A 14,541-nucleotide genomic window follows, 5' to 3' on the forward strand; every position below is an offset into this window, starting at 1 on the left:
CCGACACGTCCCGCACAGCCGGACAGCAATCGCCGCATTCCGGGACACTCTGCACGTTCTGTGCATTCTGTAGTGCCCGGGGAAAGGACGCGCTGCCATGTCGGAGACCGCATCCACCGCCCGGGCACCGGTCGCCCTACTCCCTTCCCTGGTGCCCCTGCTCCACGAATGGCTGCCGAGGCAGCGCTGGTTCGCCGGGAAGGGACGCCCCGTCACCGGCTTCACCCTGGTGTCCGCCACCGAGCTGCTCCGGGTCGACACCACGGGCCCCGGCCTGCTGCACCTGCTCGTGCGCGTCCAGCAGCCCGGCCTCGCGCCCTCGGCGCAGGCCGACTGCTACCAGCTGCTCCTCGGCGTACGGACCCATCTGCCGCCGCAGCTGGCCCCCGCCCTCATCGGCCGCGTGACCGACGGGCCGCTCGCCGGACGCACGGTGTACGAGGGGCTGAGCGACCCGCGCCTCGCCTCGCTGCTGCTGGAACGATTGCGCACACCCGGCCCCATGGGCCCGCTGCGCTTCTCGCGCACGGTGGGGATCCCGGACGGGCTCGCGCCGCGCGTCCTCGACGCCGAGCAGTCGAACTCCTCCCTCGTCTACGGTGACGCCTACATCCTGAAGGTCTTCCGCCGGATCTGGTCGGGCGCCAACCCGGACCTGGAGCTGCCACTGGCGCTCGCCCGCGCCGGCTGCGGGCGGGTCCCCGCGCCCGTCGCCTGGTACGAGACCGTCAACAACCACCCGGAGGCCAGCACCCTCGGCGTACTCCAGCCGTATCTGCGCGGCTCCCAGGACGGCTGGCAGCTGGCGCTGGACGCGCTCGCCGCCGGGCGGGACTTCACCGCCGAGGCGCGTGCGCTGGGCCGGACCACCGCCGAGGTGCACACCGCGCTCGCCGACGCCCTGCCGACCGTCGCGCTCGGCCGCCCGCAGACCGAGAACCTCGCCATCCAGATGACCCGCCGCCTCGACGCCGCCGCCCAGGCGGTGCCGGCGCTCCTGCCGTTCGTGCCCGGTCTGCGGGCCGCCTTCGACGCGGTCGGCAAGCTCGCCGCCGAGGACGTCACCTGGCGCGCGCAGCGGGTGCACGGCGACCTCCACCTGGGCCAGACGCTCCGCACGGAGGACGGCGACTGGTCGGTGATCGACTTCGAGGGCGAGCCCGCGAAGCCGCTCGCCGAGCGCCGCCGCCCGCAGCCGCCCGTCCGCGACGTGGCCGGGATACTGCGCTCCTTCGACTACGCGGCCCGCTCCTACCGCCCCTGGAACCCGGACTGGGCGGAGCGCTGCCGCGACGCCTACTGCACCGGTTACGCCGAGGCCTCCGGCACCGACCCGCGCGACGAGCCCGCGCTGCTGCGCGCGTACGAGACGGACAAGGCGGTGTACGAGGTCCTCTACGAGGCCCGGCACCGGCCCGACTGGCTCCCGGTCCCGATGGCGGCGATCCGCCGTCTGGCCGCACAGCCCACCCCCTGACGCCCTGACGCCTTCGAGGAGGCCCTGTCCCGTGACCCCCCGTCGTCCGACCCGCAATCCGGCAGCCCAGAAGCCCCGGCCCGTGAAGCAGACCCCCGTCGGGGAGGCCACCGCCCTGCCCACACCGCCGCCCGGCGCCACGCCCAGGCCCCGCGCGGGCGCGGACGGCGTCGTCCCCGCGCCCCTCGATGCCGCCGACCGGGGGCGGCTGCTCGCCGGGGAGCACCACGACCCGCACGCGCTGCTGGGCGCGCACCCGGTCGACGGCGGCGTCGCGATCCGGGCGCTGCGCCCGTACGCGGCCGGCGTGACCGTGCTCGTGGCCGCCGACGGGTCCCGCACCGAGCTCCACGACGACGGCGACGGGCTCTTCTCCGGCGTGCTGCCGCTCTCGGAGGTCCCGGAGTACCGGCTCCTGGTGACGTACGAGTCGGGCGTCGTCGAGGTCGACGACCCGTACCACTACCTTCCCTCGCTGGGTGAGCTGGACCTGCACCTGATCGGCGAGGGCCGGCACGAGCAGCTGTGGACGGCGCTGGGCGCGCACCCGATGACCCATCAGGGCACGGAGGGCACGCGCTTCACGGTGTGGGCGCCGAACGCGCGCGGGGTGCGGCTGGTCGGGGAGTTCAACTACTGGGACGAGGCCACCGGCCTGCCCATGCGGTCGCTGGGCGCCACCGGCGTGTGGGAGCTGTTCGTGCCGGGCCTCGGCGAAGGGGCCCTGTACAAGTTCGCCGTCACGGGCCCCGACGGCCGCTGCTCGCTGCGCGCGGACCCGATGGCGCGGCGCACCCAGTGCCCGCCGGAGACCGCGTCCATCGTCACCGCCTCGCACTACGAGTGGCAGGACGACGCGTGGATGGCGCACCGCGGCGACCGCCCGGTCCACGAGGCGCCCTTCTCGGTCTACGAGGTGCACCTGGCGTCCTGGCGCCCGGGGCTGACCTACCGGGAGCTGGCCGAGGAGCTGCCCGCGTACGTCAAGGAGCTCGGTTTCACGCACGTGGAGCTGATGCCGGTCGCCGAGCACCCGTACAGCCCGTCGTGGGGCTACCAGGTCACCTCGTACTACGCGCCCACGGCCCGCCTCGGCACACCCGACGACTTCAAGTACTTCGTGGACGCCTGCCACCGCGCCGGGATCGGCGTGCTGGTGGACTGGGTGCCGGCCCACTTCCCGAAGGACGACTGGGCGCTGGCCCGCTTCGACGGCACCCCGCTGTACGAGCACCCGGACCCGCGGCGGGCCGAGCACCCGGACTGGGGGACGCTCGAGTTCGACTACGGCCGCACCGAGGTCCGCAACTTCCTCGTCGCGAACGCCGTGTACTGGTGCGAGGAGTTCCACATCGACGGGCTGCGCGTCGACGCCGTCGCCTCGATGCTGTACCTCGACTACTCGCGCGAGGGCGGCGAATGGGCGCCCAACGAGTACGGCGGCCGGGAGAACTTCGACGCGGTCTCCTTCCTCCAGGAGATGAACGCCACCGTCTACCGCCGCTGCCCGGGCGTCGTCACGATCGCCGAGGAGTCCACCGCCTGGGAGGGCGTCACCCGCCCCACCGACAGCGGCGGGCTGGGCTTCGGCCTGAAGTGGAACATGGGCTGGATGCACGACTCGCTGGTGTACGTCTCCAAGGAGCCGGTGCACCGCAAGTACCACCACAACGAGATGACGTTCTCGATGGTGTACGCGTACAGCGAGAACTACGTCCTGCCGATCTCGCACGACGAGGTCGTGCACGGCAAGCAGGCCCTGGTGACGAAGATGCCCGGCGACTGGTGGCAGCGGCGCGCCACCCACCGGGCCTACCTGGGCTTCATGTGGGCGCACCCCGGCAAGCAGCTGCTCTTCATGGGCCAGGAGTTCGCCCAGGGCGCCGAGTGGTCCGAGGCGCACGGCCCCGAGTGGTGGCTGCTGGCGGACGACTACCACTCGGCCGGCGACCACCGGGGCGTACGCGACCTGGTGCGCGACCTGAACCGCGTGTACACCGCGACGCCCGCGCTGTGGGAGCGGGACACCGTCCCGGAGGGCTTCCAGTGGGTGCTGGGCGACGCGGCGGACGACAACGTCTTCGCGTTCCTGCGGTACGACGCCAAGGGCGAGCCGCTGCTGGCCGTCAGCAACTTCTCGCCGGTGGTGCGCGACGCCTACCGGCTGTGGACGCCGGAAGGGGTCTCCGCCTGGACGGAGGTCCTCAACACGGACGCGGCGCAGTACGGCGGCAGCGACGTGCGCAGCGCCGCGCCGGTGCAGCGGGAGGCGGAGCACGACGGCATCCGCCTCACGCTGCCGCCGCTCGCGACGGTCTACCTCAGGCCGGCGTGACGCTGCCGGCGGTCCGGACGATCCCCAGCCGCTGGGTCGCGCGGGTCAGCGCCACGTAGAGGTCGTTGACGCCGTGCGGCCCGGCGGCGCGGATGGCGTCCGGGTCGGCGACGATCACCGTGTCGAACTCCAGGCCCTTCGCCTGCCGGGGTTCGAGGAGGACGACGGGCCGGGTGAGGTCGGGCACCGGCCCGTGGGCGGCGTCCGGCAGCGCCGCGCGCAGGGCCTCGTGGTGTCCCGCCGGGGCGATGACCGCGAGGCGTCCCTCGGCGGGCAGTTCGCGCCGTACGGCTCCGGCGACCGCGCCCGGCAGGTCGTCGGTCTCCGTCTCCCAGGGCGGGACGCCGGTGGAGCGCACCGAGCGCGGCGGCTCGAAGTCGGGGTCCTCGGCGCGGCGCACCCGGGCCGCGACCTCCATGATCTCGGCGGGGGTGCGGTAGTTGACGCCGAGGCGTACGTGCTCGTAGCGGTCGCCCACGTACGGGTCGAGGATCTCCTGCCAGGAGCCGCAGCCGGCGGCGTCGCCGGTCTGGGCGGGGTCGCCGACCAGGGTCATGGAGTGGGTGGGGACGCGGCGCATCAGCAGCCGCCACGCCATCGCGGACAGCTCCTGCGCCTCGTCCACGATGACGTGCCCGAACGCCCAGGTGCGGTCGGCCGCGGCCCGCTCGGCGGCGCTGCGGTGGTCGGCCTCCTCGTGGCGCTCGGCGAAGCGCTCGGCGTCGATGATGTCGTGGGCGCCGAGCACCTCCGACTCCTCGTCCTCGAACTCGTACGTCCGGGAGGCGTACGCCACGTCGAGCACGCCCTGCGCGTACGCGATGCGCAGGTTGCGCTCGCGCTCGGCGGCGGCGCGCTCGGCGGTGTCGTCGTGCCCGAGGAGCTCGGCGGCCTCGTCGAGCAGCGGTACGTCGGCCTCGGTCCACTCGCCCTCCTCCCGGCGGACGAACTCGGCCTCGCCGTCCGGGAGGTAGCCGTCGGGCTCCGCGAGGAAGCGGGCGACGAGCTGCTGCGGGGTGAGCGTGGGCCACAGCTCCTCGATGGCGGCGTGGATGTGGGGGCTGGCGGCGATCTCCTTGCGCATCTGGGTGATGTCGGAGGCGTCGAGGAGGTTGGGGCCGCCGAAGGGGTCGGCGCCGAGGCGCTCGGCGAGTTGCTCGGTGAGGGCGTCGATGACGCGGAAGGCGAAGCGCGGGCGGGCGAGGTTGTGCGGCAGGCCGGTGGCGCGGGCGTCCCAGCGGGCGTCCTCGGCCGTGTTCCGGTCGAGCAGGAGGGTGCCGTAGTCGTCGTGGTCGATCTCCAGCGGCGCCTCGGTGGGCGGCACCGTCTGCTGGTCGCGCACGTACCGGGCGAGGACCTCGGCCATGCTCGCGCGGCCCTTTATCTCGGCCGCCTCGGGGGTGTCGGTGCCGGTGGCCCGTACGCCGGGGAAGAGCTCGCCCAGGGTGGCGAGCAGCACGCCGGTCTCGCCGAGTGCGGGCAGCACCTCGCCGATGTAGCCGAGGAAGGCGGGGTTGGGGCCGACGATGAGGACGGCGCGGCGGGCGAGCTGCTCGCGGTACGCGTAGAGCAGGTACGCGGCGCGGTGCAGCGCGACGGCGGTCTTGCCGGTGCCGGGGCCGCCCTCGACGACGAGGACGCCGTGGTGCGGGGCACGGATGATGCGGTCCTGCTCGGCCTGGATGGTCTGGACGATGTCGCCCATCCGCCCGGTGCGGGCGGCGTCGAGCGCGGCGAGGAGCACGGCGTCGGCGTCCGGGTTCTCGTGGCCGGTGCGGGTGGGGTCGTGCAGGTCCAGGATCTCATCGTGCAGCGCGGTGACCTCGCGCCCGCGGGTGGTGATGTGCCGACGGCGCTTGAGGCCCATGGGCTCGTAGCCGGTGGCGAGGTAGAAGGGCCGGGCGACGTCGGCGCGCCAGTCCACGACGAGCGGCGTGCGCTCCTCGTCGTCCTCCCGGATGCCGATGCGCCCGATGTGATGGTCGCGCCCGTCCCGGAATTCGAGCCGCCCGAAGCAGAGGCCGTTCTCCCCGGCGTCGAAGGCGGCGAGCAGCCCGGACTGCTCGGCCACGAGCACGTCCCGCTCCAGCCGCGCCTGGAAACCGCTGCCGCGGTCCTTGAGGGCGGCCTGGACGGCGCGCTCGGCCTGGTCACGCAGGTGGTCGAGTCGCGCGTAGAGCTCGGTGATGAATCGCTGCTCTTTCCGCATGTCCTCGGTTGACAATTCGACTCCTGCTGCGATAGAGTTCGCTTATTCGACTTCCGCGTGCGCTTCTTCATGCGCGCATGCGAACCATCAAATATACGCGAGAAAGAGCCCCGGCCGCCATTGCGGACCGGGGCTTTTCCGTATGCGGTGAGGGCCGTTCAGGCCAGCACGTCCTCCAGCTCCTGCAGCAGCCGCCGCTTCGGGCGGGCGCCGACCATCGAGCGCACCGGCTCACCGCCGTCGAAGACCATCAGCGTCGGCGTCGACAGCACCGCGTACCGCGACACCGTCCCCGGGTTGGTGTCGACGTCGATCTCGACCACCTTCAGCCGGTCGGCCTCCTCGGCGGAGATCTCCTTCAGCACCGGGGCGAGCTGGCGGCAGGGGCCGCACCAGGTCGCGGTGAACTTCACCAGGACCGGGCGGTCCGCCGACAGGACCTCCGTACCGAACTCCGCGTCCGTCACCTCGATCATGGGGTACCTCCGAATTCGCAGCGTGGTTCGGGCGTTTCGGTCGCCAGCGTGAGCCGGGCGGCGACCTCGGCGCGGATCGACTGCAACTGGCCGATCAGGCCGTCGAGCTCGGCGAGCTTGCGGCGGTAGACGTCGAGCGACGCCGGACAGGCGTCCCCGGCCGGATGCCCGGCGCGCAGGCAGTCGACGAACGGCCGCGTCTCCTCCAGGTCGAACCCGAAGTCCTGGAGCGTGCGGATCTGCTGGAGCAGCCGCAGGTCGGTCTCGTCGTACGTGCGGTAGCCGTTCTCCGCCCGCCGGGCGGGGAGCAGGCCCCGGGATTCGTAGTACCGCAGGGTGCGCGTGGTCGTTCCCGCGCGCCGAGCGAGCTCGCCGATTCGCATGCCCTCGAACGTAGGCCTTGACGTCGGCGTCAAGGCAAGAGGGGTTTACGGGGCACCGGTGACGACAGCACGACGGAGGTGGTGGTCCGGCCCAGCGCCGACGTCTGCTCCAGCACGTCCTCCAGGTGGACCGTGTCCGTCACCGCCACCTTGAGGATCCAGCAGTCCTCGCCGACCACGTGGTGGGCTTCCAGGATCTCCGGGCGGGTGAGCAGCTCCAGCGTCCGCGGGTGCTTGAAGGTGTAGCCGCCGTGCGGGTTGACGCGGATGAACGCCTGGATGCCGTACCCGAGGCGGGCCGGGGAGACATGGGCGCCGTAGCCGGTGATGGCCCCGCACGCCTCCAGCCGCCGCACCCGGTCGGCGACGGCCGCCGGGCTGAGGCGGACCCGGCGGCCGAGCTCGCTCAACTTGATGCGGCCGTCGGTCTGGACGAGCTCCAGGATCTGCCGGTCGACCTGGTCGAAACCGGCTGCCGCGGTTTCGTTGGCGGCGGGGCGCGGATGCCGTTGTTCTTTCGGTACGACGGCCGGATGTCCCATGTTTCCCCCTTCAGACTGCGACCGGCCAACGTAACACTTGATCACATGCTTCGCATATGCGTGATCGGCGGCAGCCGGTATTTCGGAAAGCGCCTCATTCGGCTCCTGTCGGCGGCCGGGCACGACGTGACCGTCGTCAACCGCGGCCTTTCCGCGCCGCCGCCCGCCGGGGTCCGCCATATCGTCGCCGACCGCGACGACGAAATGGCCCTGGGAAAGGCGCTCGGCGCGCTCTCCTTCGATGTGGTCGTCGACCAGGTCTGCTACACCCCGCGCCAGGCCGACATCGCCCGCCGCGTCCTCGGCCCGCGCACCCGGCGGTACGTCCTGACGTCGACGGTCGAGGTGTACGCGGACGAGGACGCGGTCACGCCGGTGCGCGAGGAGGCGGTGGACCCGCTCACCGTGCCCGTCGACCTCGGCGCGGAGCACCTGCCCTACGGCGAGGGTAAGCGGCAGGCGGAGGCGGTCTTCGCGCGGGACCCGGACTTCCCGCCGTACGCCGCCGTGCGCCTGGCCCATGTGCTGGGCGGCGCCGACGACTTCACGGGGCGCCTCGCCCACTACACGGAGCGCGTCCGGCGCGGCGAGCCCATCGCCGTGCCCGTACGCGACCGCCCGGCGACGTACCTCCACGTGGACGAGGCCGCCGACTTCCTGGCGTGGGCGGCCGAGGCCGTCTTCACCGGCCCGGTGAACGCCGCCTCGCACGGCCCCCTCACCACCGCCGCCCTCTGCGCGGCGGTGGAGGCGCGGGTCGGTGGCCGGACCGTGTTCCAGGAGGTGGAGGTGGGCGAGGTGTCGCCGCTCTCCTTCCGGCGCGCGTACCCCATGGACAACTCCCGCGCCACGCGGCTCGGGTTCACCTTCCGCCACACCGGCGACTGGCTGGAGCAGGCGATCGACGAGACGCTGGGAGGCGTTGCGGTATGAAGCGGACCATCGGCGACATCGAGGTCGGGGCCGTCGGCCTGGGCGCGATGCCCCTGTCCATCGAGGGCCATCCCGACGAGGCGCGGGCCATCGCGACGATCCACGCGGCGCTGGACGCGGGGACCACGCTCATCGACACGGCCGACTCGTACCACGCGCCGCTGGACGGTGAGCCCGGCGACGGCGAGCGGCTGGTGGCCCGCGCCCTCGCGGCGTACGGCGCCCCCACCGATCACGTGCTCGTCGCCACGAAGGGCGGCCGGGGCCGGACCCCCGACGGCGGCTGGACCGTCGACGGCGACCCCGCGCACCTGCGCCGCGCCGCCGAGGCGTCGGCCCGGCGCCTCGGCGTCGAGGCGATCGGCCTCTACCAGCTGCACAAGCCGGACCCCGCGGTGCCGTACGCCGAGTCACTCGGCGCGCTGCGCGACCTGCTGGACGCGGGCACGATCCGCCTGGCCGGCGTCTCCAACGCCGACACCGCGCAGATCCGCCTCGCCCACGAGATCCTCGGCGACCGGCTGGTCTCCGTGCAGAACCGCTACTCCCCCGCCGTCCGCGACAGCGAGCCCGAGCTGCGGCTCTGCACCGAACTGGGCCTCGCCTTCCTCCCCTGGAGCCCCCTCGGCGGTCTCTCCCGCAGCTCCCTGGACGGCCCGTCCTCCTCCCAGTCCCCGGACCCGCGCTTGGCCGCCTTCCACGAGGTGGCCGCGGCTCGGGGCGTGACCCCCCAGCAGGTGGCCCTCGCCTGGTCCCTGGCCCGGTCCCCCGCGGTCATCCCCATCCCGGGCGCGAGCCGCCCGGAATCGGCCCGCTCCTCGGCGGCCGCGGCGGGCCTGGTGCTGGAGGAGGCGGAGCTGGCGCTGCTGGGGTAGGGAGGGGGTGGTGACCGCTGTGGTTTCCTGACCTGATGTCTGACCTTCGCTTCGAACAGCCCCGCGGTGACGCCGCGTTCTCGGACTGGCAGCACGTCCACAACACGGTCATCCCGACGCACCACCTCTCCCTCGACGACGTACGGGAACGGGCGCGGCGCCACCGTCTCGAAGTCGCCTACCTCGGTGGGGAGCTCATCGGGTGCAGCACCGTGCGCCCGCCCGAGGCGGACTCGGTGACGGCCACCGTGATCGCGCGGGTGCTCGCCGCCTACCGGCAGCGGGGGTTCGGGGAGGAGCTGTACGCGCGCGGGCTGGAGCGGGCGCGGGAGCTCGGGGCCGAGGTGGTCGAGACGTGCGTGCTGGCGTCCAACGAGGACGGGCTCCGGTTCGCGCTGAAGCACGGGTTCGTGGAGACGGAGCGCTACCTGCTGCCGGGGGACACCATCCCGTGGATCGACCTGCGGCTGACCTGAACCGGCGTCCGCTCCCCCGCCGCCGTGCCGCGCTGGATGACGGAAAGCAGGCCGCGATCCGGTTGCCGTGCGGGACGATGGACGCGCCTCGAAGGGCACGGCGCAGAGCCGATGGGCGTCAGGCGAAAGGTGGGTAGCGCATGGACATCGCGGTGATCGCAGCGACCGCCAGCACCGCGTTAGTGGGTGCCATGGCGACGGACGCGTGGGGGCAGGCGGTGCGCGGGATGACGGCGCTGTGGCAGCGGGTGCACCCCGGGCGGGCCGAGGCGGTGGGCGAGGACTTGGAGGAGGACCGACGGCGGGTTCTCGCCGCCCACGGGAGCGGTGACGAGGAGGCCTTGCGCCGCCTGCGGGCGGAGTGGGAGAGCCGGCTGCACCGGCTGCTGAGTTCCGGGGGCGAGGAGGTCGCCGATGAGCTGCGCCGGCTGGTGGCCGATCAGCTCCTGCCCCACCTTCCGGCCGGGCAGCGGGCCCAGTACGTGGAGATGTACGCCGAGGCCCGCGACAACGGCCGCATCAACCAAGCCGTGAACAATCAGATCAACTTCGGTTGATGAGCACCGACGAGCGGCAGCCGTCCGTGCGCCAGGAGGCCACGGCATCCGGCAACGGGCGCGTCCATCAGGCGGCCAGGGACCAGTACAACGTCCACGTGGCTCCCGCCCGGGCCTTCTCCACCGTGGTCGCCGTGCTCGCCCTGCTCGTGCTGCTGGCGGATTCCGGCGGTGAGCGGAACGCGCCGGCCGATCCGGGGGCCCCGGCCCTGATCGAGACGGCGGGTGGAAAGCTGACGGCCCGGTCCGGTGGCGGCGACGCCCCCTGCGTCGTGTTCACTCCAGCCACCGTGCGGGTCGTCTTGGACCGATGTGAGAGGGGCGCGTCGGAGTGGAGGATGTCGCGCTATTCCGACGGCTACGTCCGCTTCGACATCCCCCCCGCACGAGAACACCTGTCTGGGCATGGGGGTGGACCACCACCAGCGGAAGATCGTGGGGAGCTGGAACTGCGGCGACTACAACTCCTCCTGGAGGCTGGAGTCCCGCCCGGACGGCTTCTACCGGCTGCACAACCGGCTCGCCGAAAGCAAGAGGTGGGCCGAGGAATGCCTGACCCACGAGGGAGCGACGCTGCTCCTGGACCCCTGCCAGGAGCACGACGCCTACCAGTGGAGGTTCCCCGTTCCGTAGCCGACGCGCGTCGCCCCCGTGCGCGTCAAGAACACCCCGCCGGGGTGGGGCTCGCCCCCGTAAGGTCCGTCCAGTGCCGCAGGGTCTCCCGGTGCGAGCCGGTCCCCGTCGCGCGGGTCACCTCCTCCGCCGCTTCCGGCGCGCACGGTGAGCCGTCGCGGGTGAGGAGCGCCAGTGGCCACTCGGGGACCTCGGAGTGCGGCGCGCCGTCGAAGGCGTGCCAGTCCCAGGGGCCGTCGTACCGCCAGGCCCGCCCGGCGGCGTCGGCGACTTCGTCGCCGGGGTGGAGGAACGCGTACGGGCGGAACAGCAGCTCGAAGGTGAACGGGATGCCGTTGTCCGGGTGCAGTTCGTACCCCGTGCCGTTGAGATGGCTCCTGTCCGGATACTCGCGGTAGGACAGGCCCCGGGGCAGCACCGATACGGCGAGGTGCGGGCGGGGCAGCCAGCCGGTCTCCTGCGGTGGGTCGAAGTGGTCGATCGCCGTCACATGGACCAGGGTCGGCGGCACCCCCACCCGGCACGCGTCTCCCGGCTCCAGGAACTGCGGAGCCGGGTCGGTGCGGAACAGCTCCATCTCGTCCCAGACGCGGGTGCGCGCGTCCAGCCCCAGGGCGACGATGCCGTTCCAGTGGACGAACTCACTGTCCAGGTCCCGTTCCCACCAGGGCCAGGGGACCGACAGGTAGTCCCACTTCAGGTCCTTCACCCGCGTCTCCACGAACGGGCAGGCGACCTTCAGTACGTCGCCCACCCGGAAACCGGCGTCCTCGCTCATGGCCCCGAGGCTACGACGGGCCTAGCGGCGGAGCCCCGGCAGGGCGTCCTCCGCGACCTTCCCCGCGCGCTCGCGCTGCGGGTAGTCGCCGACCTTCACGCGGGCGACCTCCTTGGCCGTGCGGTAGTCGACGACGGAGACCTCGTCGCGGTTCGAGAGCGTGACGAAGCAGTGGGTGCCGCCGGGGGCGGTGACGGCCCAGTACGGGAGGGCGCCCGGCTCGTAGTGGACGAAGCCGTCGGTGGTGAGGGAGGGACGGGAGACGACGGCGGTGTAGTCGTCGATGGTGCCGGCCATGCAGAGCTTGTCGTGGGTGCCGTTCATCGCCATGCCGTGGTGGGCGGAGTTCTGCGGGTAGTCGTCGGGCTTGAGGGCCGCGCCCGCCGCGCTGAACGGCATCTGGACCGTGCGGACGGTGCGGCCGGCGACGAGGTCGTACTCGATGAAGCCGTTGAGGTACGAGAGCTGGGCGTACATCGTCTTCTCGTCGGGCGTGATGACCGCCGGGCGGACGCCCTTGTCGAAGGTGTACGTGCGCAGCACCTTCAGCGTCCTGGCGTCGGCGACGGTCACCTGCTTGGCGCCTTTGAGGCCGTCGAGGGCCTTGGGCAGGGAGGTGACGCCGATGGACATGTTGTAGATGCGGCTGCCGTCGGGCGAGTACATGTTCTCGTGCGGGTACGTCCCGGTCGGGAACTCGCCGGTGATGCGGCCGGTCGCGGTGTCCAGGGTCTGGGTCTTGGCGGCCGTGATGGCCGAGACGACGAAGGTGGAGCCGTCCGCCGAGAGCGCCGCGTGGTCGGCCTTGAGGCCGTCGAGGTGCGTGCGCCAGAGCTGGCGGCCGGTGGCGATCTCGTACGCGGCGGCGTCGCCGAGGTTGCCGCGCGAGACGTACAGGGTGCGGCCGTCGGGCGAGAGGTGGGCGTCGTCGACGAACTTGTCGCCCCCTGCCTGCTGTTTGACGATCTCGTACGCGGCGCGGCGCAGGGGCCCCATGCCGCCCAGGACCTCGTCGAGGTCGGGGACGACGTCGAGCGAGCCGAGGTTCTCGTACGTGCGGGAGTCGAGGAAGCTGACGGTGCCGTCGGCGCTGTTGCCGACGAGCACGACGTCCCGGAGGGGCCGTTCGGCCGCCGTGGCGGTGGAGGTGGTCACGGAGCCCAGGGCGAGCGTGAGGGTGAGGGCGAGCAGGGTGGGGAGACGCGACATCGGACCATCCCTTCATGGGCATGCCAAATTGCTCGGCACCACGATGACACGTTTCCGTTACCGGCGGTAAGCCCGGGAAACGGAAACCGCGCGGGAGGCGCCCTCCCTCCGGAGGCCGCTCGCGCGCGGTGTCCCGACTCCGCTCAGACCTTGACCGGCTCCGCTCAGACCTTGACCGGCTCCCGCTCCTCCGGGGCCTCCGGCGCGTCCGCCGCCGGCCCGTGGTCGTCCACCAGCGTCTGCTCGTCGAACGGCACCCGCCCCGCGAGGACCTCCGCCACCCGGGCCTTGTCGATCTCCTTCGTCCAGGTGCCGACCAGCACCGTCGCGACCGCGTTCCCCGCGAAGTTCGTCAGCGCGCGGGCCTCGCTCATGAAGCGGTCGATGCCGACGATGAGCCCGACGCCGTCGACCAGTTCGGGGCGGTGCGACTGGAGGCCGCCGGCCAGCGTGGCCAGGCCCGCGCCGGTCACGCCCGCCGCGCCCTTCGAGGCGATGATCATGAAGACGAGGAGCGAGACCTGCTCGCCGACCGAGAGCGGGTTGCCCATCGCCTCCGCGACGAAGAGCGACGCCATGGTCAGGTAGATCGCGGTGCCGTCCAGGTTGAAGGAGTAGCCCGTCGGCACGGTGATGCCGACGACCGGCTTGCTCACGCCCAGGTGCTCCATCTTGGCGATGAGCCGCGGCAGCGCCGACTCCGACGACGAGGTCGACAGGATCAGCAGGAACTCGCGCCCCAGGTACTTCAGCAGCGCCAGGATGTTCACGCCCGCCACCAGCCGCAGCAGCAGGCCGAGGACGACGAAGACGAAGAGCGTGCAGGTGAGGTAGAAGCCGATCATGATGACGGCGAGCGACTTCAGGGCGTCGACGCCGGTCTCGCCGACCACGGCGGCGATCGCGCCGAAGGCGCCCACCGGAGCCGCCCACATGATCATGGCGAGGATCCGGAAGACCAGCCGCTGGATGTGCCCGATCCCGCGCAGCACCGGCTCGCCCGCCCGGCCCATCGCCTGGAGCGCGAAGCCCGCGAGCAGCGCGACCAGCAGCGTCTGGAGGACCTCGCCCTCGGTGAAGGCGGAGACCAGCGTCTTGGGGATCACGCCGAGGAGGAAGTCCACCGTGCCCTCGCTCGCGCCCGCCGCCTGCTTCTCGCCGGCCTGGCGCGCCGCGTCCGTCAGGTGCAGTCCGGCGCCCGGCTCCAGCAGGTTCCCGACGAGCAGGCCGATGGCGAGGGCCACGGTCGACATGACCATGAAGTAGCCCAGCGCCAGTCCGCCGACCGCGCCCACCTTGGCCGCCTTGCGTACCGAGCCGACGCCCAGCACGATCGTGCAGAAGATGATCGGCGAGATCATCATCTTGATCAGATTCACGAAGCCGGTGCCGAGCGGCTTGAGCTCGACGGCCACCCCGGGGGCGGCGAAGCCCACGATGATGCCGAGCACGACCGCCCCGATGACGGCCAGATACAGATAGTGGGTACGGTCCCGGCGTGCGGCCACGGGTCCCTCCTCGGTGAGTCGCTCCACGTCCCGGTGGAGCCGTCCCTTCGGACCTGTCCCTGCTGGATCAGATCCCGGAGACCATCTCTCACCCGGTGGCCGCGGTCACCGTTGCGTACCTTTCGTTCATACGATTCCGGCCGCGTTTTC

14 protein-coding genes are annotated in these 14,541 nt (G+C 72.4%); 7 read left to right on the forward strand and 7 right to left on the reverse strand.

The genetic code is table 11. The features are described 5' to 3' along the window. Nucleotides 1-97 precede the first annotated feature (97 nt). Both AC07FJ_RS10495 and glgB read left to right on the forward strand, forming a co-directional pair. On the forward strand, nucleotides 98-1,477 hold the full coding sequence (locus tag AC07FJ_RS10495; RefSeq protein WP_479047450.1) for a maltokinase N-terminal cap-like domain-containing protein: 1,380 nt from the start codon (nucleotides 98-100) through the stop codon (nucleotides 1,475-1,477). A gap of 82 nt (nucleotides 1,478-1,559) precedes the next feature. Beyond that, entirely contained in the window at nucleotides 1,560-3,812 is a 2,253-nt protein-coding gene (glgB, locus tag AC07FJ_RS10500) for a 1,4-alpha-glucan branching enzyme (protein WP_479047453.1), read from the forward strand. On the opposite strand, the gene AC07FJ_RS10505 is transcribed toward glgB, so the two are convergent. The 4 genes from AC07FJ_RS10505 to AC07FJ_RS10520 all read right to left on the reverse strand — a co-directional run bounded on the left by AC07FJ_RS10505 (nucleotide 3,799) and on the right by AC07FJ_RS10520 (nucleotide 7,422). Next, complete coding sequence (locus tag AC07FJ_RS10505; protein WP_479048298.1) at nucleotides 3,799-6,021, reverse strand: HelD family protein; 2,223 nt, start codon at nucleotides 6,019-6,021, stop codon at nucleotides 3,799-3,801. The two genes, glgB and AC07FJ_RS10505, sit on opposite strands and share 14 nt — an antisense overlap. Before the next feature lie 158 nt (nucleotides 6,022-6,179). After that, nucleotides 6,180-6,497: a thioredoxin gene (trxA, locus tag AC07FJ_RS10510; protein WP_479047456.1), complete on the reverse strand. Its 318-nt coding sequence runs from the start codon at nucleotides 6,495-6,497 to the stop codon at nucleotides 6,180-6,182. Beyond that, nucleotides 6,494-6,880: a MerR family transcriptional regulator gene (locus AC07FJ_RS10515; protein ID WP_468284915.1), complete on the reverse strand. Its 387-nt coding sequence runs from the start codon at nucleotides 6,878-6,880 to the stop codon at nucleotides 6,494-6,496. The genes trxA and AC07FJ_RS10515 overlap by 4 nt, the downstream gene beginning before the upstream one ends. Nucleotides 6,881-6,909: 29 nt before the next feature. Then, nucleotides 6,910-7,422 (reverse strand): Lrp/AsnC family transcriptional regulator, encoded by a 513-nt coding sequence (locus tag AC07FJ_RS10520; RefSeq protein WP_479047459.1) that lies wholly within the window; start codon nucleotides 7,420-7,422, stop codon nucleotides 6,910-6,912. 45 nt (nucleotides 7,423-7,467) lie between these two features. On the opposite strand from AC07FJ_RS10520, the gene AC07FJ_RS10525 reads away from it, so the two are divergent. From AC07FJ_RS10525 to AC07FJ_RS10545, 5 genes are all read left to right on the forward strand, one after another. Continuing rightward, a complete protein-coding gene (locus tag AC07FJ_RS10525; protein ID WP_479047462.1) occupies nucleotides 7,468-8,355 on the forward strand; it encodes an NAD-dependent epimerase/dehydratase family protein in 888 nt (295 codons plus the stop codon). After that, nucleotides 8,352-9,230: an aldo/keto reductase gene (locus AC07FJ_RS10530; RefSeq protein WP_479047465.1), complete on the forward strand. Its 879-nt coding sequence runs from the start codon at nucleotides 8,352-8,354 to the stop codon at nucleotides 9,228-9,230. Before AC07FJ_RS10525 ends, AC07FJ_RS10530 begins: the two co-directional genes overlap by 4 nt. Nucleotides 9,231-9,265: 35 nt before the next feature. Continuing rightward, nucleotides 9,266-9,706 (forward strand): N-acetyltransferase family protein, encoded by a 441-nt coding sequence (locus AC07FJ_RS10535; protein WP_479047468.1) that lies wholly within the window; start codon nucleotides 9,266-9,268, stop codon nucleotides 9,704-9,706. 140 nt (nucleotides 9,707-9,846) lie between these two features. Continuing rightward, a complete protein-coding gene (locus AC07FJ_RS10540; protein ID WP_479047471.1) occupies nucleotides 9,847-10,263 on the forward strand; it encodes a hypothetical protein in 417 nt (138 codons plus the stop codon). Nucleotides 10,264-10,668: 405 nt separating this feature from the next. Beyond that, complete coding sequence (locus AC07FJ_RS10545; RefSeq protein ID WP_479047474.1) at nucleotides 10,669-10,896, forward strand: hypothetical protein; 228 nt, start codon at nucleotides 10,669-10,671, stop codon at nucleotides 10,894-10,896. Nucleotides 10,897-10,921: 25 nt separating this feature from the next. Here AC07FJ_RS10545 and AC07FJ_RS10550 read toward each other — a convergent pair whose 3' ends face one another. From AC07FJ_RS10550 to AC07FJ_RS10560, 3 genes are all read right to left on the reverse strand, one after another. Continuing rightward, a complete protein-coding gene (locus tag AC07FJ_RS10550) occupies nucleotides 10,922-11,674 on the reverse strand; it encodes a hypothetical protein (protein WP_479047477.1) in 753 nt (250 codons plus the stop codon). 21 nt (nucleotides 11,675-11,695) lie between these two features. After that, the gene (locus tag AC07FJ_RS10555; protein ID WP_479047480.1) at nucleotides 11,696-12,883 is read right to left on the reverse strand and encodes a YncE family protein; all 1,188 of its coding nucleotides are present in this window, start codon (nucleotides 12,881-12,883) and stop codon (nucleotides 11,696-11,698) included. 164 nt (nucleotides 12,884-13,047) lie between these two features. Beyond that, nucleotides 13,048-14,418 (reverse strand): cation:dicarboxylate symporter family transporter, encoded by a 1,371-nt coding sequence (locus AC07FJ_RS10560; protein ID WP_479047483.1) that lies wholly within the window; start codon nucleotides 14,416-14,418, stop codon nucleotides 13,048-13,050. Between the last annotated feature and the right edge of the window lie 123 nt (nucleotides 14,419-14,541).

This window comes from Streptomyces sp. NPDC045998 (genome assembly GCF_056430285.1).